Source organism: Streptomyces sp. NPDC047971 (assembly GCF_040653355.1).
Lineage (GTDB): Bacteria > Actinomycetota > Actinomycetes > Streptomycetales > Streptomycetaceae > Streptomyces.
On sequence record NZ_JBEZNW010000014.1, the window covers coordinates 124,612 to 145,633 of the forward strand.

20 protein-coding genes are annotated in these 21,022 nt (G+C 72.6%); 7 read left to right on the forward strand and 13 right to left on the reverse strand.

The features are described from left to right. The first annotated feature begins 47 nt into the window (after positions 1 to 47). A complete protein-coding gene (locus AB0D99_RS16155; protein WP_362361336.1) occupies positions 48 to 1,463 on the forward strand; it encodes a hypothetical protein in 1,416 nt (471 codons plus the stop codon). Here AB0D99_RS16155 and AB0D99_RS16160 read toward each other — a convergent pair whose 3' ends face one another. The 3 genes from AB0D99_RS16160 to AB0D99_RS16170 form a co-directional block, all read right to left on the reverse strand. Beyond that, positions 1,464 to 2,675, reverse strand: a complete 1,212-nt coding sequence (locus AB0D99_RS16160) for an alpha/beta hydrolase (protein WP_362361339.1) — start codon at positions 2,673 to 2,675, stop codon at positions 1,464 to 1,466. 111 nt (positions 2,676 to 2,786) lie between these two features. Next, the gene (locus tag AB0D99_RS16165; RefSeq protein WP_362361342.1) at positions 2,787 to 4,109 is read right to left on the reverse strand and encodes an erythromycin esterase family protein; all 1,323 of its coding nucleotides are present in this window, start codon (positions 4,107 to 4,109) and stop codon (positions 2,787 to 2,789) included. Between the two features lie 109 nt (positions 4,110 to 4,218). Beyond that, positions 4,219 to 5,514, reverse strand: coding sequence for a DUF1343 domain-containing protein (locus AB0D99_RS16170; RefSeq protein WP_362361345.1), 1,296 nt, complete (start codon positions 5,512 to 5,514; stop codon positions 4,219 to 4,221). A gap of 152 nt (positions 5,515 to 5,666) precedes the next feature. On the opposite strand from AB0D99_RS16170, the gene AB0D99_RS16175 reads away from it, so the two are divergent. The 3 genes from AB0D99_RS16175 to AB0D99_RS16185 are packed head-to-tail and all read left to right on the forward strand — an operon-like array spanning position 5,667 to position 8,706. Beyond that, the gene (locus tag AB0D99_RS16175) at positions 5,667 to 6,431 is read left to right on the forward strand and encodes an SDR family oxidoreductase (protein ID WP_362361348.1); all 765 of its coding nucleotides are present in this window, start codon (positions 5,667 to 5,669) and stop codon (positions 6,429 to 6,431) included. Next, positions 6,428 to 8,086: an AMP-binding protein gene (locus AB0D99_RS16180; protein WP_362361351.1), complete on the forward strand. Its 1,659-nt coding sequence runs from the start codon at positions 6,428 to 6,430 to the stop codon at positions 8,084 to 8,086. The genes AB0D99_RS16175 and AB0D99_RS16180 overlap by 4 nt, the downstream gene beginning before the upstream one ends. A 26-nt stretch (positions 8,087 to 8,112) precedes the next feature. Beyond that, entirely contained in the window at positions 8,113 to 8,706 is a 594-nt protein-coding gene (locus AB0D99_RS16185) for a TetR/AcrR family transcriptional regulator (protein ID WP_362361354.1), read from the forward strand. A 55-nt stretch (positions 8,707 to 8,761) separates the two neighbouring features. Here the strand turns inward: AB0D99_RS16185 and AB0D99_RS16190 are convergent, their stop codons facing one another. Next, on the reverse strand, positions 8,762 to 9,976 hold the full coding sequence (locus tag AB0D99_RS16190) for an acyl-CoA dehydrogenase family protein (protein WP_362361357.1): 1,215 nt from the start codon (positions 9,974 to 9,976) through the stop codon (positions 8,762 to 8,764). Positions 9,977 to 9,981: 5 nt separating this feature from the next. After that, positions 9,982 to 11,004, reverse strand: a complete 1,023-nt coding sequence (locus AB0D99_RS16195) for a phosphotransferase family protein (protein ID WP_362361360.1) — start codon at positions 11,002 to 11,004, stop codon at positions 9,982 to 9,984. A 133-nt stretch (positions 11,005 to 11,137) separates the two neighbouring features. Between AB0D99_RS16195 and AB0D99_RS16200 the strand changes: the two genes are divergently transcribed. After that, positions 11,138 to 12,391, forward strand: a complete 1,254-nt coding sequence (locus AB0D99_RS16200) for an enolase C-terminal domain-like protein (RefSeq protein ID WP_362361363.1) — start codon at positions 11,138 to 11,140, stop codon at positions 12,389 to 12,391. A gap of 19 nt (positions 12,392 to 12,410) precedes the next feature. Here the strand turns inward: AB0D99_RS16200 and AB0D99_RS16205 are convergent, their stop codons facing one another. Together AB0D99_RS16205 and AB0D99_RS16210 are read right to left on the reverse strand one after the other, a co-directional pair. Then, complete coding sequence (locus AB0D99_RS16205) at positions 12,411 to 13,322, reverse strand: MBL fold metallo-hydrolase (RefSeq protein WP_362361366.1); 912 nt, start codon at positions 13,320 to 13,322, stop codon at positions 12,411 to 12,413. 87 nt (positions 13,323 to 13,409) lie between these two features. Then, positions 13,410 to 13,706: a hypothetical protein gene (locus AB0D99_RS16210; protein ID WP_362361369.1), complete on the reverse strand. Its 297-nt coding sequence runs from the start codon at positions 13,704 to 13,706 to the stop codon at positions 13,410 to 13,412. Between the two features lie 164 nt (positions 13,707 to 13,870). Here AB0D99_RS16210 and AB0D99_RS16215 point away from each other — a divergent pair, with 164 nt between their 5' ends. Beyond that, positions 13,871 to 14,809, forward strand: coding sequence for an NADP-dependent oxidoreductase (locus AB0D99_RS16215; RefSeq protein ID WP_362361371.1), 939 nt, complete (start codon positions 13,871 to 13,873; stop codon positions 14,807 to 14,809). A 66-nt stretch (positions 14,810 to 14,875) separates the two neighbouring features. Here the strand turns inward: AB0D99_RS16215 and AB0D99_RS16220 are convergent, their stop codons facing one another. Genes AB0D99_RS16220 through AB0D99_RS16240 form a run of 5 tightly spaced genes read right to left on the reverse strand, consistent with a single transcriptional unit; the run spans position 14,876 to position 17,581 of the window. Further along, complete coding sequence (locus AB0D99_RS16220; RefSeq protein ID WP_362361374.1) at positions 14,876 to 15,196, reverse strand: DUF202 domain-containing protein; 321 nt, start codon at positions 15,194 to 15,196, stop codon at positions 14,876 to 14,878. Then, the gene (locus AB0D99_RS16225; RefSeq protein ID WP_355116201.1) at positions 15,193 to 15,588 is read right to left on the reverse strand and encodes a DUF202 domain-containing protein; all 396 of its coding nucleotides are present in this window, start codon (positions 15,586 to 15,588) and stop codon (positions 15,193 to 15,195) included. The genes AB0D99_RS16220 and AB0D99_RS16225 overlap by 4 nt, the downstream gene beginning before the upstream one ends. Positions 15,589 to 15,597: 9 nt before the next feature. Then, positions 15,598 to 16,113 carry an NUDIX domain-containing protein gene (locus AB0D99_RS16230; protein WP_362361378.1) on the reverse strand — a complete coding sequence of 172 codons (516 nt, stop codon included), beginning with the start codon at positions 16,111 to 16,113 and terminating at the stop codon, positions 15,598 to 15,600. A 35-nt stretch (positions 16,114 to 16,148) separates the two neighbouring features. Beyond that, the gene (locus tag AB0D99_RS16235; protein WP_362361381.1) at positions 16,149 to 16,949 is read right to left on the reverse strand and encodes a glucose 1-dehydrogenase; all 801 of its coding nucleotides are present in this window, start codon (positions 16,947 to 16,949) and stop codon (positions 16,149 to 16,151) included. Further along, positions 16,946 to 17,581, reverse strand: coding sequence for a TetR family transcriptional regulator (locus tag AB0D99_RS16240; RefSeq protein WP_362361384.1), 636 nt, complete (start codon positions 17,579 to 17,581; stop codon positions 16,946 to 16,948). Before AB0D99_RS16240 ends, AB0D99_RS16235 begins: the two co-directional genes overlap by 4 nt. Positions 17,582 to 17,674: 93 nt before the next feature. Between AB0D99_RS16240 and AB0D99_RS16245 the strand changes: the two genes are divergently transcribed. Further along, complete coding sequence (locus tag AB0D99_RS16245) at positions 17,675 to 19,330, forward strand: FAD-binding dehydrogenase (RefSeq protein WP_362361387.1); 1,656 nt, start codon at positions 17,675 to 17,677, stop codon at positions 19,328 to 19,330. A gap of 249 nt (positions 19,331 to 19,579) precedes the next feature. Here AB0D99_RS16245 and AB0D99_RS16250 read toward each other — a convergent pair whose 3' ends face one another. Beyond that, the gene (locus AB0D99_RS16250) at positions 19,580 to 20,977 is read right to left on the reverse strand and encodes a gluconate:H+ symporter (protein WP_362361390.1); all 1,398 of its coding nucleotides are present in this window, start codon (positions 20,975 to 20,977) and stop codon (positions 19,580 to 19,582) included. Positions 20,978 to 21,022 lie beyond the last annotated feature (45 nt).

Genomic DNA, 21,022 nt, shown 5'->3' on the forward strand with positions numbered 1-21,022 from the left:
TTCCATCGAAAATTCGATGGGGGCCATCAGAGGCGCGCGGGGGAGCTGTGAGACGGAACGTCGTACTGGGGCTCGCGGAGAATCCGGCGCTGCCGGAGCGGCTGTTCGCGCGACTGCTGGAGATCGGCGGCGAGGACGTCGGCCTCCTCCTGGCAGGCCGCGACGGCCTCACCGCGTCACAGGCGCGCTCCCTGCGGGCCCACGACGACGCCGACGTCTGGAGCCTCGTCGTCCACGGCAGGATCACCTGGGCCGACGTACCACGTGACGATCCTCACCTCCTGGTGGCCGCGGCCGCGGCCGGACTCGTCCCGGAGCCGGCCCTGCGCGACCTCGCCGCGCACCCCGACCGCGAGGTCCGCGGGGCCGTGGCCTCCTCCGTCACGGACCTGCCGCGGGACGTCCTCGCGGCCCTCGTCCGCGACACCGACCCGTACGTGGCCGAGAACGCCGCGTCATCCGACGAGCTGCCCTCCGGCCTCGCCGAGGAACTCGCCCGCCATCCCCATGTGGTCGTACGGGCGGAATTCGCGAGGAACACGCACGCGCCGCCCGCCCTGCTCGCCGCCCTCCTCGCCCACGGCGGCCGGCCGGCGCCCACGAGCTGCGCCGCCTGCCACGACCGGGCCGCGCGCTGCGCCCACCACCGGCCCGGCGTGCGCCGGATACGCCTGGCCGCCGCCGCCAACCCCGCCGTGCCACCGCCCGGCCTGGAGGAGTTCCTGGAGGCCGACGAAGCCCACGTCGTGGACGCGATCGCGGAACGGACCGACCTGCCGGCCTCCTTCCACCCCCGCCTGGCCGCCCATCCGGTCGCCTTCGTGCGCGCGACGTCGGCGCGCAACCCCACCATCGGCGAAACCCTGCTCCGGCAGCTCGCCGACGACCCCGAACCCGCCGTGCGCATGGCCGTGGTGGAGAACCCCGCCGTCCCCCTCCCCTGGCTCACGGCCCTCGCGGCCGAGCGGCGCCTCCCGCACGAGCCGCTGCCGCGCATCCTGGCCGCCACGGAGTCGGAGCTGTCCGAGCTAGCCGCGAGCCGCGTGGCCCAGGTACGCGCCCTCGTCGCCGCCCGGCCCGACCTCCCCGCCGCACTGGTGGACCGCCTCGCGGCCGATCCCGACATCGGGGTGGCCCGGCGCATCGCACCGCACCCGGAGCTCGGCGACCACCGGCTCGCCGAGCTGGTCGAGCGGCACGGACCACCGGTGTACGGCGCCGTCGCCCGCAACCCCGGCTGTCCCGGAGCGCTGCTCCGCCGCATGGCGCGGGACGCGGGCTCCGTACGCAAGGCGCTGCGCACCATCGCCGTGCACCCCGCCCTGCCGCCGGACGTCGTCGAGAGCCTGCTGACGGATCCCGACAGGAGGGTGGCCGGCGCGGCCGCCGGCCACCCGTCCCTGCCGGTGGAGGTGATGGAGCGGATCATCGACCGGGGAGGTGAGGACGGTGCGCCGGCCTGACTACCGCCCCCCGATCCGGCCCGCCGACGCCACCAGCCGGGCCAGTTCCGGGTGGCAGATGTCACTGTGCTCGCCGACCACCTCGGCCGCGTCGACGCTCACGCACCCCGCCGCGGGGACGCCGTCGCGCAGGGCCTTGGCGAGGGGGAGCGAGGGGGTCCCCGGGACCGCCTGGACACCGTCGTGGCCGATCGCCCACCAGCGCTTGTCGCTGCCGAGCAGCGAGTCGGCGTCGCGGGCCAGGCGGGAGGCCAGGGGGTAGATCACGCGCAGCGCGGTGTCGTGGCGGGAGTAGCAGGCGACCACCGGGCCGTCGACCCGGCGCTGGAGATCGCGCAGCGCACCGCCCCTGCCCGGGTCGTGCGGGAGGCGGGCCGCGAACGCGTAGTGGGAGAAGGCTCCCTGAAGGAGCGTCACCGAGGCCACGTTGCGGACTTCGGCGGGCAGGCCGCGCAGGGCGAACGAGACGAGCCTGGCACCCATGCTGTGGCCGACGAGATGGATCCGCAGTGCGGGGGAGGAGCGGGCGAGTTCACCGAGCAGCGGGCCGAGCCCCCGCTCGCCGACCGTGCCGGAGCGGCGCTTCATCGTGTAGTACGTGGCCTGCCGCAGGGCCTCCCGCGCACCCTTCCAGTACCGCGTCAGCCTGCCCCCGAACGCCTCGCGCGGGGTGGGGAGACGCCCCGGCCCCGCCGCCTCCTCCAACGCGTCGGCGAACATCGCGAAGACCGCCACCGGGTCCGCGAGCAGGAAGTCCGGCACCTCCGGGGCGTCCCGGGCGAAGCCCGCCGAGCCGTCCGTGTCGGTCAACTGCCTCAGAAGTTCGCTGAAGTCGGCCAGGGCCGTCTCGTCGTCCGGCTGCTCCCGCAGCAGCGCGGCCAGCCGTTCCACCACCGTCTCCTTGCCCGGGTGCACGGCCGCCACGCTCTCGAAGTCGGGGATCGGCTCGTCCGAGAACATCATCGACGGCCACACCACCCCCACGTACCCCACCCGCACATCCGGCCTCAGGGTCCCCGGGAAGGGCGCGAAGAACGCCCCGTACAGGCGGGTGGCCACCGACCTGGTGTTGTTCCACCCGTGGGCGAACATCACCAGATCCGTGACCCCCTGCGCGCCCAGCGCCGCGAGCGCCTCGTGCTGCCGGGCCGCACCGTCGCCGTCCTTGTCGAAGGTGATCTCGCGGTACGGCTCCACACTCGTTCCGGCCATGCTCTGCCCGTCCCTCCGCGTCGAGGAAGTGCTGGGGAAGTTCCTGGGGAAGCCGCCGAGGCGGCTCTCCCCGCGACAGCATCCTGCGCGCACGGAGGGACGGCCAGGCTTTCAGCGCAGGCGCGCCGCGGAGACCTCCGGGAAGTGGACGAGCAGGTCGTACGCCGTCGTCAGCCGGACCGGTGCCTGGTTGCCCTCCCACGGGAACGCCGTGCCGATCAGCCACGCCGGACGGTGCACGCCCAGCCAGTCCCGCGCGGCGGGCGTGGTCGCGCGCAGGTCCAGGTAGAAGGGGCGCGGCGAGACCCGGTCCAGGGTCTCGGCGGCGCTGTCCGTCCCCGGCCGGCCGACGGTGAACACCCGGACCGGCTCGCCCGGTGCCCCGGTGTCATGGGCGTTGAACGAGCCCCGCCCGAAGGACGCCCCCATGCTCACGTAGTCCCGGCCGAGCGCGTCCCGCAGGAACGCCCCCTGGAGGCGGGGGTACTGGTCCGGCTTCGTCGTCTCGTAGCCGACGTGGTTGTTGTGCGCGGACAGCACGATCCGGTCGCCGGTCGTCCGCTGCCACCACACCGTGTTCTCGGCCATGATCCGGTCGCGGTAGAGCATCGCGTCGGCGACGCCCGAGGCGCTCTCCGCGTCGTGCGCCATCTCGGTGCCGACCTGGGCGATCGCCCGGGCGTGCTGGACCGTCCAGGTGTGCGCCTCACGGTCGCGGCCGGGCTTCTGCCGCTCCAGGAGCGCGAGGGCGCGGTTCACGTCCGCCGCCATGCTCCGGCGCTGCTCCAGCGGCCGGGCGAGGTACCCGTTCATCCAGGCGTCGACGTCACCGACCGGTCGCGAGGCCCGGTACAGCTCCTCGAAGCGCGGCAGCAGCCGCGGGTGGGTGCGGGCGACGTACGAGGTGACCTTGTCGAACAGGTTCGGACCCGCGTAGCCCAGGTCGTTGCCCATGAACCGCACCTGGTGGTCCGGATGGCGCAGGTTGTGCTGCCGCATCCAGGTGATCAGGTCGAGGTACTCCTCGGTGTTCCAGAACCGGTAGGCGTTCTGGAACTCGTCGTCCAGGATCCGCCGTGGGTCGCCCGTGCCGAACCGTACGTAGTCGTCGATCAGCAGACCGGTCGACCAGTTGGCCTCCAGGGCGAAGGTCCTGAAGCCCTGCTTCTCCACCAGGTGCTCGAAGACACGGTGCTTGGTCTCGAAGAACTCGGAGGAGCTGTGGGTCGCCTCCCCGATGCCGAGCACCCTGGCCGAACCGATCATCCGGTCCAGCGGTCGCAGGTCGTCCAGGGGCATCGCGGTTCGGGCGAGTTCACGGGCGGGGTCCGGGGCCGCCCCGCTGTCCGCGCTCGCGGCGGGGGCGAGGGCGGCGAGGCAGAGCGCCACGACCGCCCCCACCAGCGGTAACCGATGTCGCGTCAAGGTCTTCATGGACCAAGCCTGTCGACGACGGCACCCCGGCGGCCAACCTGCCCGCACCCGTGATCATGCGGGGGTCTGCCCCACCCGCGGGCCGGGGCCGGGCCTCACCCGCCACCCGTCACCGGTAGAGCAGGTACTCCTTCCGTACGGCCCGGAACGCGGCCAGGTCCGCGGCCCACGCGCCCACCACCTCGTCGGTGCCGGCCCCCGCGTCGATCAGGGTCCGCACGCGTGTCGAGCCCGTCAGCTTGTCGATCCAGTTGTCCGGCCGCCAGGCGAAGCCGCTCCACGAACGCTTCGCGCTGACCAGCAGCCCGATCCCGGTCCGTACGGGGTCGAAGGCGTCCCTGTCGTGCACCTGCACCTGGACCCCGCCGACCGTCTTCCCCTGGAACTTGGAGAAGGTCGGCGCGAAGTACGCCTCGCGGAAGCGCACTCCGGGCAGCTCCAGGGCGTTCGCGGCCTCCGCCCACCGCCGGTCGACGCCCTCCGCGCCGAGCAGTTCGAAGGGGCGGGTCGTGCCGCGCCCCTCGGAGAGGTTGGTGCCCTCGAAGAGGCAGGTGCCGGAGTAGACGAGCGCGGTGTCGGGCGTGGGCATGTTGGGGCTCGGCGGCACCCACGGAAGCCCGGTCGTGTCGAAGAAGTCGCGCCGCTTCCAGCCCGACATCTGGACGGTCCGCAGCTCCACCGGCTTCGCCAGGAACTCCCCGTTGAAGAGCCGGGCCAGCTCCGACACCGTCATCCCGTGCGCCTGCGCGATCGGTTCGCGGCCCACGAAGGTGGCGAAGGCGCGGTCGAGGACGGGGCCCAGCGCCGCCCGCCCGCTGACCGGATTCGGCCGGTCGAGGACGACGAACCGTTTCCCCGCCAGGGCGGCCGCCACCATGCAGTCGTAGAGCGTCCAGATGTACGTGTAGAAGCGGGCGCCGGCGTCCTGGATGTCGAAGACGACGGTGTCGACGCCCGACGCGGTGAAGACGTCCGCCAGCGGCTGCCCGCTCTTGAGGTAGGTGTCGTAGACGGGAAGCCCGGTCGCCGGGTCGTCGTAGCGGCCCTCGGAGCCGCCGGCCTGCGCCGTGCCCCGGAAGCCGTGCTCCGGGCCGAAGACGGCCACCAGGTCGACACGTTCGTCCGCGTGCATGACGTCCACGATGTGGCGCACGTCCGAGGTGATCCCGGTCGGATTGGTGACGACGCCGACCTTCTGCCCGGCGAGCGGGGCGTATCCGTCCGCGACCAGCCGGTCGAAGCCGGTGCGGACCCGGTGGTCGCCGCCGTGCGCCGCGGCCGCGGGGGCGGCCACGGCTCCCAGCCCGACCGCACCCCCGGCGGCGAGCAGACCGCGTCTCGACAGGCCCGACGCGTTCGCGGGGTTGGACCGGCGGGACGGGTTCGACGGGCTCGACGGCATCATGCGGAAACCTCCTTGATCGCCTTCCCTGACATGGGCCCGCACGCTAGCGCTCCTGACGGCCCCAGGGAACGAGGCGTGCGTCAGGGGTCTTCCCCAGCCACATACCGACTGGTTAGTCTGCCGGCACTGTCGCAACGGAGAGGCGGGTCTCGATGAGTACGGTGCAGGGCGCTGGGGTGGTCGTCACGGGCGCGGGGGGCGGGATCGGAGCCGCGCTGGCCCGCCGGTTCGCCGCCGAGGGCGCCCGGGTCGTCGTCAACGACCTCGACCCCGGCCGCACGAAGGCCGTCGCCGAGGAGATCGGCGCCGTCGCCGTCCCCGGCGACGCCTCGGAGATCGTCGACGAGGCGCGGGAGGCCCTCGGCGGCACGATCGACGTCTGGTGCGCCAACGCCGGACTCGCCTCGCCCGGTGACGCCTTCGCCGACGAGGCCGTCTGGGCCGCAGCCTGGGACGTCAACGTCATGGCGCATGTCCGCGCCGCCCGCGCGCTGCTGCCCGACTGGCTGGAGCGCGGCAGCGGCCGCTTCGTCTCCACGGTCTCCGCCGCCGGCCTGCTGACCATGGTCGGCGCCGCCCCGTACAGCGTCTCCAAGCACGGCGCGTACGCCTTCGCCGAATGGCTCTCCCTGACCTACCGTCACCGCGGGGTCAAGGTCCACGCGATCTGCCCGCAGGGCGTGCGCACGGACATGCTCACCGCCGCCGGATCGGCCGGGGAACTGGTCCTCGCCCCCACCGCCATCGAGCCCGAGGACGTCGCCGACTCCCTCTTCGACGCCATCGAGGCCGACCGCTTCCTGGTCCTCCCGCACCCCGAGGTCGCCGAGTTCTACCGGGCCAGGGCGACCGACCCCGAGCGATGGCTCGGCAACATGAACCACATCCAGCGGAAGTGGGAAGGAGCCGGCGCATGACCCCGACCGGGTCGCTCTACGCGGCCAAGCCCTGGCTCGGCCGGCTCACCGAGGCCCAGCGGGGGCCCGTCACCCCTCCGCCCACCGTCCTCCACGCCTTCCGGGCCTCCGCCGCCCGGGTGCCCGAGCGCCCGGCCCTCGCCTACTTCGACGGCCGCCTCACCTACCGCGAGACCGACGACCTCTCGGACTCGGTCGCCGGACACCTCGCCGCCCAGGGCCTGGAGCGCGGCGACCGGGTCGCGATCATGCTCCAGAACAGCCCGCACTTCGTCCTCGCCCTCCTCGGCGCCTGGAAGGCCGGCGCGACCGTCGTCCCGCTCAACCCGATGTACAAGTCGGCCGAGGTCGGGCACGCCCTGCGGGACTCCGGCGCCACCGCCCTGATCTGCTCCGACCGGGCCTGGGACGCGTATCTGCGGGAGACCGCCGCCGACTCCTCCGTACGGATCGCGCTCACCGCCTGCGAACGCGGGCTCCAGACCCGCGACGACCCCCGCGTCCTCGCCTTCGAGCCCGTGCCCACCGAGGCCGACGACCTGCTGACGGTCGCCCGCGCCGGACACCCCGCCCCCGCCGGCCGTGAGCTCTCCGCCGACGACGTGGCCCTGATCAGCTACACCTCCGGCACCAGCGGCACCCCCAAGGGCGCGCTCAACCTGCACCGCGGCATCAGCTACAACGCCGAGCGCCAGCGCACCGGGCACCCGGTCCCGGAGGGCGCCGGCTACTTCGCCCTCGCCCCGCTCTTCCACATCACCGGCCTGGTCTGCGAACTCGCCGCCTGCTTCGGCAACGCCGGCACCCTCGTCCTCGCCTACCGCTTCGACGCCGGGGTCGTCCTCGACGCCTTCCTGGAGCACCGCCCCGCGTACACGGTCGGTCCCTCCACGGCCTTCATGGCGCTCGGCGCCCATCCCGGGGCGACCCGCGACCACTTCTCCTCCTTCCTGATCATCTCCTCGGGCGGGGCGCCGGTGCCGCCCGCGCTGGTGGAGAAGTTCCGCGCCGGATTCGGCCCGTACATCCGCAACGGCTACGGCCTCACCGAGTGCACCGCCCCCTGCGCCGCCGTACCGCCCGAGCTGGAGGCCCCGGTGGACCCCGCCTCCGGCACCCTGTCGGTCGGCCTCCCCGGACCCGACACCGTCGTCCGCATCCTCGACGAGACCGGCGCCGAGGTGCCGTTCGGAGAGCCCGGCGAGATAGCGGTACGCGGCCCCCAGGTCGTCCCCGGCTACTGGCGGCTCCCGGAGGCCACCGAGCAGACCTTCCCCGACGGGGAGCTGCGCACCGGCGACATCGGCTTCATGGACGCCGACGGCTGGCTCTACGTCGTCGACCGCAAGAAGGACATGATCAACGCCTCGGGGTTCAAGGTCTGGCCGAGGGAGGTCGAGGACGTCCTCTACACCCACCCGGCCGTCCGGGAGGCCGCCGTCGTCGGCATCCCCGACGCCTACCGGGGCGAGACGGTGAAGGCGTACGTGAGCCTGCGTCCCGGCGCCACCGCCGAGCCCGCCGAACTCGCCGCCCACTGCGAGCTGCGGCTGGCCGCGTACAAGTATCCGCGCGAGGTCGAGATCCTGGCGGAGCTGCCGAAAACGACAAGTGGGAAGATCCTGAGGCGGGAACTCCGTTCCCGCACCACATGACGAGCACAAGGGAAAGGCGGCGGCGCATGGCCAGGACGACGGACGGGAGCGGTACCCCCGTCCCCCAGAGGCTGCTGGCCGCCGCCACCCGGCTCTTCGCGGAGCGTGGCTACGACCGCACCTCCGTCCAGGAGATCGTGGAGGCGGCGGGCGTCACCAAGGGCGCGCTCTACCACTACTTCGGCTCCAAGGAGGACCTGCTCCAGGAGGTCTACTCGCGGGTGCTGCGGCTCCAGCAGGAGCGGCTCGACGCCTTCGCGGACGCGGACGCGCCGGTCGAGCAGCGGTTGCGGGACGCCGCCGCCGACGTCGTGGTCACCACGATCGAGAACCTCGACGACGCCTCGATCTTCTTCCGCTCGATGCACCACCTCAGCCCGGAGAAGAACAAGCAGGTGCGGGCCGAGCGGCGGCGCTACCACGAGCGGTTCCGGGCCCTGATCGAGGAGGGCCAGCAGGCAGGGGTGTTCTCCGCGGCGACCCCCGCGGACCTGGTCGTGGACTACCACTTCGGCTCGGTCCACCACCTGTCCACCTGGTACCGCCCGGACGGCCCGCTCACCCCGCAGCAGGTCGCCGACCAGCTCGCCGACCTGCTGCTGCGGGCGCTGCGGCCGTAGGTCCCGCGCGGCCGAGGGCGCCCGGGGCGATTCCGCCCCGGGCGCCCTCGTCGGCTCACAGGTACCGCTTCAGCTCCCGCCGGGCCAGCGACCGCTGGTGCACCTCGTCCGGGCCGTCCGCCAGCTTCAGCGTCCGCGCCGCGGCCCAGAGCTGCGCCAGCGGGAAGTCCTGGGACACCCCGCCCGCACCGTGCACCTGCACGGCCTTGTCGATGATGTCGACGACCGCCCGCGGGGTCGCGATCTTGATGGCCTGGATCTCCGTGTGCGCGCCCCGGTTGCCGACCGTGTCCATCAGCCAGGCGGTCTTGAGGACGAGCAGGCGCAGCTGCTCGACCGTCACCCGGGCGTCGGCGATCCAGTTCTGCACCACCCCCTGCTGTGCGATCGCCTTGCCGAAGGCGGTGCGGGACACGGCCCGCCTGCACATCAGCTCGATCGCCCGCTCGGCCATGCCGATCAGCCGCATGCAGTGGTGGATCCGGCCCGGTCCGAGCCGGGCCTGGGCGATGGCGAAGCCGCCGCCCTCCTCGCCGATCAGGTTCGACACCGGGACCCGGGCGTCGTGGAACAGCACCTCGGCGTGTCCGCCGTGGGAGTGGTCCTCGTAGCCGTACACCTGCATGGCCCGCCGCACCTCGACACCGGGGGTGTCGCGCGGGACGAGGACCATCGACTGCTGGCGGCGCACGTCGGCGCCCTCCGGGTCGGTCTTGCCCATGACGATGAAGATCTTGCAGTCGGGGTTCATCGCCCCGGAGATGTACCACTTGCGGCCGTTGAGGACGTAATCGTCGCCATCCCGCGTGATCCGGGTCTCGATGTTCGTCGCGTCGGAGGAGGCGACCTCGGGCTCCGTCATCGCGAACGCCGAGCGGATCTCGCCGGCCAGCAGCGGTTCCAGCCACTGCTTCTTCTGCGCCTCGTCGCCGAACTGGGCGAGCACCTCCATGTTCCCGGTGTCGGGCGCGGCGCAGTTGAGGGCCGTGGGGGCCAGTTCGGGGCTGCGGCCGGTGATCTCCGCCAGCGGCGCGTACTGGAGGTTGGTCAGTCCCGCGCCGTGCTCGGCGTCGGGCAGGAAGAGGTTCCAGAGACCCTGGCGGCGGGCTTCGGCCTTCAGGTCCTCGACGATCTGCGGGGTGTCCCACGGCGAGGCGAGCTGCGCCCGCTGCTCGTGCGCGGTCTGCTCGGCGGGGTAGACGTGCTCGTCCATGAAGGCGAGCAGCTTCGCCCGTAGTTCCTCGGTCCGGGCGTCGAATGCGAAGTCCATGCGGATCAGCCTTCCTGAAGGGTGGTGAGGCCGTGCTCGATGAAGACGGGGACGAGTTCGCCGATGCGGTCGAAGCCGGCGCCGACGGTCTGGCCGAGGGTGTACCGGTAGTGGATGCCCTCCAGGATCACGGCGAGCTTGAACCAGGCGAAGGCGGTGTACCAGGCGATGGCGGAGGTGTCGCGGCCCGAGCGGGCGGCGTAGCGCTCGATCAGCTCGGCGGGCGTGGGGTGGCCGGCGGCGGTGGCGGTCGTGCTGACGGGGGAGTGCGGGACGTCGAGCGGCGCGCTGTACATCGCGAGCAGTCCGAGGTCGGTCAGCGGGTCGCCGAGCGTGGACATCTCCCAGTCGAGGACGGCCTTGATGCGGTCGTCGTCGCCGATCAGGACGTTGTCCAGGCGGTAGTCGCCGTGGACGACGGTCGGGGCGGGGGAGGCGGGGAGCGCGCGCCCGAGGGCGGCGTGCAGCTCGTCGATGCCCGCCAGCTCGCGGTTGCGGGAGGCGTCGAGCTGCTTGCCCCAGCGGCGCAGCTGCCGGTCGAGGAAGCCGTCGGGCCGCCCGAAGTCGCCCAGGCCCACCTCCGCGGGGTCGACGGCATGCAGGTCGACGAGCGTGTCGACCAGGCCGAGGACGGCCTCGCGGGTGCGCGCGGGGCCGAGCGGGGCGAGCTGCTCGGCCGAGCGGTACGGGGTGCCGGTGACGTACTCCATGACGTAGAAGGGCGCCCCGAGCACGCTGTCGTCCTCGCAGAGCAGCACGGGCTCGGGGACGGGCACGGCCGTGCCGTGCAGGGCGCTGATCACACGGTGCTCGCGCTTCATGTCGTGCGCGGTGGCCAGCACATGCCCGAGCGGGGGCCTGCGGACCACCCACTGACGGGTGCCGTCGGTGACGACGTACGTGAGGTTGGACCGGCCCCCCTCGATCAGCCGGGCGTCGAGCGGGCCGCCGACGAGTCCGGGCCGCTCGCGGTCGAGGAATCCGCGCAACTGCTCGGGATCGAGACCTGGCGGCTGGACTGCGCTCATCGTGTGTACCTCCGGGGACGCGGGCTGGTCGGCGTTCATGATGACCGACCAGTCGGTATGTCGTCCAGGGTCCGGAGCGGAAAGCGGTGTCGGCGCTCTGGTCTTCGGTCGGAACCATGAATAGGGTTCACATATGAATCCAGAGTTGTTCGTCGAGGAAGTCCGGCTGACCCCGATCCTGATCTCCGACCCACCTCTGCTCAACACTCAGGGCGTACACCAGCCCTCCACCCCCCGACTCGTGGTCGAGGTCGTCACGCATGGCGGTGTCGTCGGCCTCGGGGAGACCTACGGCGACACGCGGTACCTGGACCTCGCGCGTCCGCTGGCGGCGGCGCTGCCCGGCCGATCGGTCACGGACGTGAATGGCCTGTTCTCGCTGTCCGCTCGGGTGTGCGGCGACTCGCCGGCCGTCGACGACCGCGTCGACGCGGGCGGCCTGCGCGGGGTCCAGACCGCCGACAAGCTCCGGCTCTCCGTCGTCTCCGCCTTCGAGGTCGCCTGCCTCGACGCCCTGGGCAAGGCTCTCGGCCTGCCCGTCCACGCCCTCCTCGGCGGCAAGGTCCGTGACGCCGTCGAGTACAGCGCGTACCTCTTCTACAAGTTCGAGGGGGCGGACGACTGGGGGCCGGCCCTCGATCCGGCGGGGATCGTCGAACAGGCCCGCCGCTTCGACCGGATGTACGGCTTCCGCTCGTTCAAGCTCAAGGGTGGCGTCTTCCCCGTCGAGCAGGAGATCGCCGCGATCCGCGCCCTGGCCGAGGAGTTCCCCGGCCGGCCGCTCCGCCTCGACCCGAACGGCTCCTGGTCGGTGGAGACCGCGCTCGCGGTGGCGCGGGAGCTGAAGGGGGTCCTGGAGTACCTGGAGGACCCGGTGACCGGCACCGACGCCATGGCCGAGGTCGCCGCCCGCACGGACGTCCCGCTCGCGACGAACATGTGCGTGACGACCTTCGAGGAGGTCCCGGAAGCCTTCGCCCGTGACGCGGTACGCATCGTGCTCTGCGACCACCACTACTGGGGCGGCCTGCACCGCACCCGCGAACTGGCCGCGCTCTGCCGCACGTTCGGCGTCGGGCTCTCCATGCACTCCAACACCCACCTCGGTATCAGCCTCGCCGCGATGACGCAGGTCGCCGCGACCCTGCCCCACCTCGACCACGCCTGCGACACCCACCACCCCTGGCAGACCGAGGACGTCGTCACCACCCGCGCCGCCTTCCGCGACGGCCGTCTGGCGGTCTCCGACGCCCCCGGACTCGGCGTGGAACTGGACCGCGACGCCCTCGGCGCCCTCCACCGCCGCTGGCTCGACGACGACGGCACCCTGCGCGACCGGGACGACGCGGCGGCGATGCGGCGCCTGGACCGGCCCGGGGGCGCGTGAGGCGCGTGAGTCGCGTGAGTCACGCGTGGCACGCGACCGGCACGCCCCCGTTCATCGCCGCCATGTCCCCGAACACCACCGCCGCGTCCAGCGGGGATCCCTCGGGCAGACCGTCCAGCTCCGCGTACGCCCGATGCAGGTTGGCCACCAGCCGCTCGCTCTCCCGCCAGGCCGCGAACTCCCCGAGGTCGGCCCGGCGGGCGGTCTCCAGCGGAGTCGCCCCCTTTCCGTGGCCCTCGCGCGCCAGCTCGGCCAGCCAGCGCAGATAGCGCTCCGTCGCGTCGTACGCCGACGGGTCGGTGACCCGGCCGTGCCCGGGAACCACCGTCGGCGCGTCCAGCTCGCGCAGCACGCCCAGCGCCCGCAACGACCCCGACAGCGAACCCATCGGCAGGAACGGTGTCCCGCCGTGGAAGACGAGGTCCCCGGTGAACACGACGCCCTGCTCCGGGAGATGGACGATCGAGTCGCCGGTCGTGTGCGCCGGCCCCGGGTGCAGCACGCGCACCTCCAGCTCGCCCACGTGCAGCGTCAGACGTTCGCCGTACGTCAGCGAGGGCGGGGTCACCACGACCTCGCCGAAGTCGGTCCGCGGCCACAGCAGATGAAGCTGGTGCCCGGCCGCGAGCTGCTCCGTCCGGCAGTTGTCGTGTCCCACGATCCGCGCCTCGGGCAGGAACACCCCGTTGCCGTAGGTGTGGTCGCCGTGGTGGTGCGTGGAGACGATCGTGCGGGGGAGGGGCAGGCCCTCGGCGAGGACGGCCTCACGCAGCAGTCGCGCCCGCCGCTCGGTCGCGGCCGTGTCCACGAGCAGCGACTCGTGGGCGTCCCCCACGAACCCGGCGTTGTTCAGGCACCAGCCGCCGTCCGGCTGGACGAAGGCATGCGCGCGCGGCGCGAGGCGGACGACATACGGATCGGTGACGGACAAGGAATCCCCCCGGACATGAAGGACGGGCCCGACTGGCGTCGGCAGGAAGCCCAGTGTGCCTGCCGGCCGGGCCCGTTCGGCGGAACCTCAGTGATCGTCCCAGTGGTTGCCGTGCGCCGCGTGCCGGTGTCCGTCGTGGGCGTAGTCGACATGGTCCCCGTGCGGGACGGCCGTGTGCCCGCACTCCGGCCCGTGCGTGTGGTCGGGGTGGGTGTGCGCGACGTGCGCCGTGGACTCGCACTCGTCCCAGTGCCCCGCGTGCTCACGGTGGAGATGCCCGTCGTGGGCGTAGTCCACGTGGTCGCGGTGCGTGACGGCCGTGTGCCCGCACGACGGGCCGTGGGTGTGCGCGTGCGTGGGGTGCTCATGGTGGAGAACGGTCATGGCATCGCCTCTGTGAGGGGATATGACCACCCCAGGCTAGTCTGAAATGCACCTTTCGTCCCTGCGTCGGGACGGCCTCCGTCGCGGTGTCCCCGCACCTCCGACCCGCTCTGCCGGGCCAGTCCGGCTTGCGGGGCGTGGGGGGCGACGTGATCGTTCGGGGTATGAAGGCGATCAGCTACAGCCGGTACGGCGGACCCGAGGTGCTCGAATACGGCGAGCTGCCCGACCCGAAGGTCGGGCCCGACGACGTGCTGGTGAAAGTGCGCGCCGCGGCCGTGAACCCCGTCGACTGGAAGGCGCAGGCCGGCTACCTCGACGGGATGATCGACGCCGTCTTCCCCGTCGTCCCCGGCTGGGACGTCTCCGGCGTCGTCGTCCAGCCCGGCGTCTCGGTCCCCGAGTTCACCGTCGGTGACGAGGTCATGGGCTACGTCCGGGAGGACTTCCTCTCCCGCGGCACCTTCGCCGAGTACGTCGCCGCCCCGGTCCGCACCCTCGCCCGCAAACCGCGCACCATGAGCTTCGAGGAGTCCGCCGCCCTGCCGCTGGCCGGACTCACCGCCTACCAGGTGCTCCACCAGGCCCTCGCCGTCCGCTCCGGCGAGACCGTCCTGGTGCACGCGGCGGCGGGCGGGGTCGGCTCCATGGCCGTCCAGATCGCCCGCCACCACGGCTGCCGGGTGATCGGCGCGGCGCGCGAAGCGGGCCAGGAGCGGATCAGGGAGCTGGGCGCCGAGCCGGTCCTCTTCGACGAGGGGACGTTCGTCCAGCAGGTCCGCGCCCTGGCACCCGACGGCGTGGACGCGGTCTTCGACACCATCGGCGGCCCGTTCCTCAAGCTCGGCCCCCGCGTGCTGGCTCCCGAAGGCCGCCTCGCCTCGATCGCCGACGGCGAGGTCATCGGCCTCGGCGGCCGGTACTTCTGGGTCCGCCCCGACCCCCGTGACCTCGCCGCGCTCGCCGCCCTGGTCGACGAGGGCGCGCTGTCCGTACGGGTCGCGCGCTCCTTCCCGCTGGAAGAGGCCGCCGACGCCCAGCGCGCCAACCAGGAGGGCGGCCTGAACGGCAAGGTCGTGGTCACCGTGGAGTGGCCCGACTAGGGCGCGTTCGCCAGGCGCCATCGGGCCGGCGGCGGGGGCTCCAGGCACGGGACGGCGGCAGGGCCGCTACAGGACGACGGCCACCGCGAAAGCCGCCAGCGCCACCGTGCAGGCCGTCGCGAGCAGCGCGCCGCGGTGCGAGAGCGGGCCCGGTCGCGCCGCGTCCAGGGCGTGGATCCGGCGGTGGGCGACGGCCAGGAAGCCCACCCAGACCAGTGCCGACAACGCGGCGCCCGCGGCGCCCGCCGCCGTGATCTCGTCACTGATCGCCGCTTTCGCGGCGAGGACCGCCACGACCGTGCAGGTCAGCGTCGTCCGCCGCCAGGCGAGCCGCGTCCGCTCCGGCTGCAGCCCGGGATCCCGGGCCTCGGCCGCCGACGGCGTCACCGCCCGGCCCAGCCGAAGACGATGACCACCACCATCGCCAGCGCCACCACGGCCACCGCGAGACTCAGCACCGTCGGGAACCGTGACACCGGCAGGTCCTCGCCGCGTCGCATCGCCCGCTCGCACCGGACCCAGTGGTTCACCGCCCGCAGCGCGCACAGCACGCCCGCGCCGAGCAGGGCCAGGGCGAGCCCGACCCGTACTCCCCAGCGCAGATCGGGCAGGAACTGGTCGACGGCGAATCCACCGCCGACGAGCGCCAGCGCGGTCCGGATCCAGGCGAGGAAGGTGCGTTCGTTGGCGAGGGAGAACCGGTAGTCCGGAGTCTCGCCCTCGTCCCGGATCCGCTGCGGCGCGAACCACAGCCGAAGACTCTGCACGAAGTCACTCACCCGGGAACCTTAACCGCGGTGCGCGCGCAGCCGTTCAAAGGCCGCCAGGCCGTCCGGGACCCACGCCCACTCCCCGAGCCGCCCGACCACCTCCGCCTCCGGGAGGAACGCGTGCCAGGCGACCTCTTCCGGCTGGGGGCGCACCGGCAGCGTGCAGCGCACCTCGTAGACGGCCGACCACCACTTCCCCGCGACGCCCCCGGAGTCGTAGAGGAAGCGGAACAGCGGCTCCGGCCGCGGCAGCCCCGACACGCCCAGCTCCTCCTCGGCCTCGCGCAGCGCGCACTCGTCGTACGACTCGCCCGTGCCGACGACCCCGCCGACGAACATGTCGTACAGGGACGGGTAGAGCAGCTTCGTCGGTGTGCGGCGGTGCACGAAGATCCGGTCCTCGGCGTCCCTCACCTGGACGAAGGCGCTGCGATGGATCAGGCCCCGCGCGTACACCTCGGCGCGCGGGGCCCGGCCGACCACCTCGTCGTTCTCGTCGACGACGTCCAGGATCTCTTCGGCGGGGTTCGTCATCCCGCCATGAAATCACCGGCCGGCCGGCGTCGTCCTCACTGGCCCATGACGTACTTGACGGTCGGACCGGTCGTCCAGCCGCCGTCCACGGCCAGCTCCGCGCCCGTCACGTACGAGGCGCCGTCCGACAGCAGGAAGACGACGGCGCCCGCGATCTCGGGAGCCTCGCCGACCCGTCCCATGGGGGTGTTCGGGTACCTGCCCTCGCCGCGCTCGATGCCGACGGCGGCGGTCATCGGGGTGTACGTCATGCCGGGGTGGACCGAGTTGACGCGGATCCTCGCCGTGCCCAGCTCCACCGCGCCGATCTTCGTCAGCCCGCGCACGCCCCACTTGGAGGCGCCGTAGCCCGCGGTCAGGGCGAGACCCATCAGACCCGCCGCCGAGGAGATGTTGACGATCGAGCCGCCGCCGGCCTCCTTCATCGCCGGGATCGCGGCCTTCATGCCGATGAAGACCCCGGTCAGGTTGATGTCCAGCACCTTGCGGAAGTTCTCGACGGACTCGGTCTCCAGGAAGGCCCCGGTGGCTATCCCGGCGTTGTTCACCAGGCCGTGGAGAGCGCCGAACTCGGCGACGGCGTACGCGACGGCGGCGGCCCACTCCTCCTCGGAGGTGACGTCGTGGTGGACGAAGCGCGCCCGTTCGCCCAGCTCGGCCGCGGTCGCCTTGCCCTCCTCGTCCAGCACGTCGGTGATCACGACGTTCGCTCCCGCGGCGACGGCCTGCCGCGCGGCCTCGGCGCCCAGACCGCGGGCGCCCCCGGTGATCAGGACGGTCCTGCCGGTCAGGTCGTGGAGACGGGCGGATGCGGGGGTGGCGGTGGGCTCGGTCATGGGAGGTCCTCTCGGATCGCGGGCAGCGGGGCCCGGAGCAGGGCGGTGGTGGTCTCGACGAGATCGGCGAGGAAGAGCGCCTCACTCGTGAGGGGTCGGGTGCCGTCGAGGTACTGCCGGGCGCGGTCGGCCATGGCGGCGCCGACGACGGTGAGCGCCAGATCGAGGCGCTCCAGGCGCAGGGGTTCGGGCAGCGTGTCCAGACACGCCTCGACCCGCTCGATCAGCCGCCAGTACACGGTGCCGTCGAGCGTGGGATGGGGGGTGCGGGTGCGGACGCCGCTCTCGTGGCTGAGTTGCGCGGAGATCCGCAGGCAGCGCCGTCCGCTCTCGGTGCGCAGCTCGCTCGCCTCGGCGGTGACGAGGGCGCGCAGCAGCGCACGCGGTTCGTCGGAGGCCGCGGCGAGGAGGGGGCCGAGGACCTTCTCCGTACGGCGCTGACGCCCGGCCATCACCGCGTCGAGGAGACCGCCGCGCGAACCGAAGTGGTACTGCACGGCCGAGGGGTTGCCCTGTCCCGCCAGCGCGACGATGTCGCGGAGCTGGGCGCCGTCGACGCCCTGGGCGGCGAAGATCTCCTCCGCCGCGCGGATCAGCCTGTCCCTGGTCTCGGGTCCCGATGTCCTCGCCATGCGTTCATATTAATGCTCGACATTAGAAAGCGGGAAGGGCGCGCACGGTCCGAACTGTTGACTCGATACATCCGTGTATCCAAGATTCGGTCCATGTCGTACGACGCTGATGTGATCGTGATCGGAGCCGGCCTCGCCGGGCTCGTGGCCACCGCCGAACTCGTGGAGGCGGGCCGGAGCGTGATCCTGCTCGACCAGGAGCCCGAGCAGTCGCTCGGGGGCCAGGCCCACTGGTCCTTCGGCGGCCTCTTCCTCGTGGACTCGCCCGAGCAGCGCCGGATGCGGATCAAGGACAGCCACGAGCTCGCCCTCCAGGACTGGCTCGGCACCGCCGGGTTCGACCGCAAGGAGGACCACTGGCCGCGGCGCTGGGCGGAGGCGTACGTCGACTTCGCCGCGGGCGAGAAGCGCAGCTGGCTGCACTCCCGCGGCGTGCGCTTCTTCCCGGTCGTCGGCTGGGCCGAGCGCGGCGGCTACGACGCGACCGGACACGGCAACTCGGTGCCCCGCTTCCACATCACCTGGGGTACCGGCCCCGGCCTCGTCGCCCCCTTCGAGCAGCGGGTCCGCGAGGGTGTCGCGCGGGGCCTCGTCACCTTCCGCTTCCGCCACCGGGTGACCGGCCTCGGTCGTACGGCGGGAGCCGTGGACACCGTCAGCGGCGAGATCCTGGAGCCCTCCACCGCCGAGCGCGGCGCCGCGAGCAGCCGGGAGGCCACCGGCACCTTCGAACTCCGGGCCCAGGCCGTGATCGTCACCTCGGGCGGCATCGGCGGCAACCACGACCTCGTCCGCGCGCAGTGGCCCGACCGGCTCGGCACCCCGCCCGCCAAGCTGCTCTCCGGCGTGCCCGCCCATGTGGACGGGCTGATGCTCGGCATCACCGAGGCGGCCGGAGCCCACCACATCAACCGCGACCGGATGTGGCACTACACCGAGGGCATCGAGAACTGGAACCCGATCTGGGCCAAGCACGGCATCCGCATCCTGCCGGGTCCGTCCTCGCTCTGGCTGGACGCCCGCGGCCGCCGGCTGCCCGTCCCGCTCTTCCCCGGGTTCGACACCCTCGGCACGCTCGAACACATCATGCGGACCGGGTACGACCACACCTGGTTCGTGCTCGACCAGCGCATCATCGGCAAGGAGTTCGCGCTGTCGGGCTCCGAGCAGAACCCCGATCTCACCGGCAAGTCGATCCGGGACGTCATCGGCCGGGCCCGCGCGGACGTGCCGGGGCCGGTGAAGGCGTTCATGGACAACGGCGTCGACTTCGTCGTCGAGAAGGACCTGTCCGCGCTGGTCCGGGGGATGAACGCCCTCACGGACGAGCCGCTGATCGACGAGGCCGAGCTGCGCCGCGAGATCACCGCCCGGGACCGCGAGATCGCCAACCCGTTCACCAAGGACCTCCAGGTCACGGCGATCCGGGGCGCCCGCAAATACCTGGGCGACAAGCTGATCCGTACGGCGTCCCCGCACCGGATCCTGGACCCCAAGGCCGGTCCCCTGATCGCCGTACGCCTGAACATCCTCACCCGGAAGTCGCTCGGCGGCCTGGAGACGGATCTGTCCTCGCGGGTCCTGAGGGAGGACGGCGAGGTGCTGGAGGGGGTCTACGCGGCGGGCGAGGCGGCCGGATTCGGCGGCGGAGGCGTCCACGGCTACCGCTCCCTGGAGGGCACCTTCCTCGGCGGCTGCATCTTCTCCGGCCGCGCGGCGGGCCGGGCGGCGGCGCAGGCGGTCGGCTAGCCGCCGGGCCGGGCGGGAGTGCCGAGCCCGGGCTGACACGGGTGGCACACCCGATGCGCCGCCCCAGCCCCGGGCCACAGCCCCGCGGGCCAAGCCCCCGCGGGCCCCGGCCCGGCCGTCGTACGACCGTGAACCGTTCGGCGACCGGGCAGGCCGGCACGCGCCGGGCCCATCGAGTGACGGACCGGGTCCGGAGCGCCTGGGCGGCGTCCGGACCCGGTCCGTGTGCGGGGGAGTCGGGGGTCGCGGCTACAACACCAGCGACAGCAGCAGGACGAAGACGATGCCGACGACCGAGATGATCGTCTCCATCACCGACCAGGTCTTGATCGTCTGGCCGACGCTCATCCCGAAGTACTCCTTCACCAGCCAGAAGCCCGCGTCGTTGACGTGGCTGAAGAAGAGCGAACCGGCACCGATGGCCAGCACCAGGAGCGCCGTCTCGCTCGTGCCCATGCCCTCCGCGAGCGGGGCCACCAGACCGGCCGCCGAGATCGTGGCCACCGTCGCCGAGCCGGTCGCGAGGCGGATGGCCACCGCGATCAGCCAGGCCAGGAGCAGCGCCGGGATCGACCAGTTCTTGGAGAAGTCCAGGATCATCTGGCCCACGCCGACGTCGATCAGCGTCTGCTTGAAGCCGCCGCCCGCGCCGACGATCAGCAGCACGCCCGCGATCGGGGCGAGGGACTTCTCGACGGTCGTGGAGAGCCGCTGCTTGGTGAAGCCGGCCGCGCGGCCCAGCGTGAACAGGCCGACGATGACGGCGGCCAGCAGCGCGATCAGCGGCGAGCCGATCACGTCGGTGACCTTCTGCAGCGCGTTGTCGGGGTTGTCCACGACGATGTCGACCAGCGCCTTGACCAGCATCAGGACGACGGGCAGCAGCACGGTCGCGACGGTGGCGCCGAAGCCGGGGCGCTTCTCCAGGTCCTCCGAGGGGCGCGCCGGGATCATGTTCTCGGGGATCGGGACGTCCACCCAACGGGCGGCGTACTTGGAGAAGACGGGACCGGCGATGATCACGGTCGGGATGGCGACCAGGACGCCCAGCGCGAGCGTGACACCCAGGTTGGCGCCCAGCGCGTCGATGGCGACCAGCGGGCCGGGGTGCGGCGGGATCAGCCCGTGCATCACCGACAGGCCGGCCAGGGCCGGGATGCCGATCCGCATCAGGGAGTAGTTGCCGCGCTTGGCGACGAGCAGCACCACCGGGATCAGCAGCACGATGCCGACCTCGAAGAAGAGCGGCAGACCGATCACGGAGGCGATCAGCACCATCGCCCAGGGCATGGCCCTGCCCTTCGCCTTGGCGAGGATCGTGTCGACGATCTGGTCCGCGCCGCCGGAGTCGGCGAGCAGCTTGCCCAGGATCGCGCCCAGCGCGATCAGCACACCCACGCCGGCGACGGTCTTGCCGAGGCCGACGGTGAAGGAGTCGATGGTCGCGGCGAGCGGCGCTCCGGCGAACGCGCCCAGGGCCAGCGACCCGATGGTCAGCGCCAGGAAGGCGTGCAGCTTGTATGTGGTGATGAGCAGGACGATGACGGCTATGCCGGCGAGCACGGCGAAGCCGAGCTGGGCGTTGCCGGCCGAGGTGATCGGCTCGACGGCGTCCGCTGCCAGCATCTCGACGCTGAGACTGGTCACGGTGATTCCTTAGGGGACGGGTGGGGGCAGGAGGGGAGAGGTACG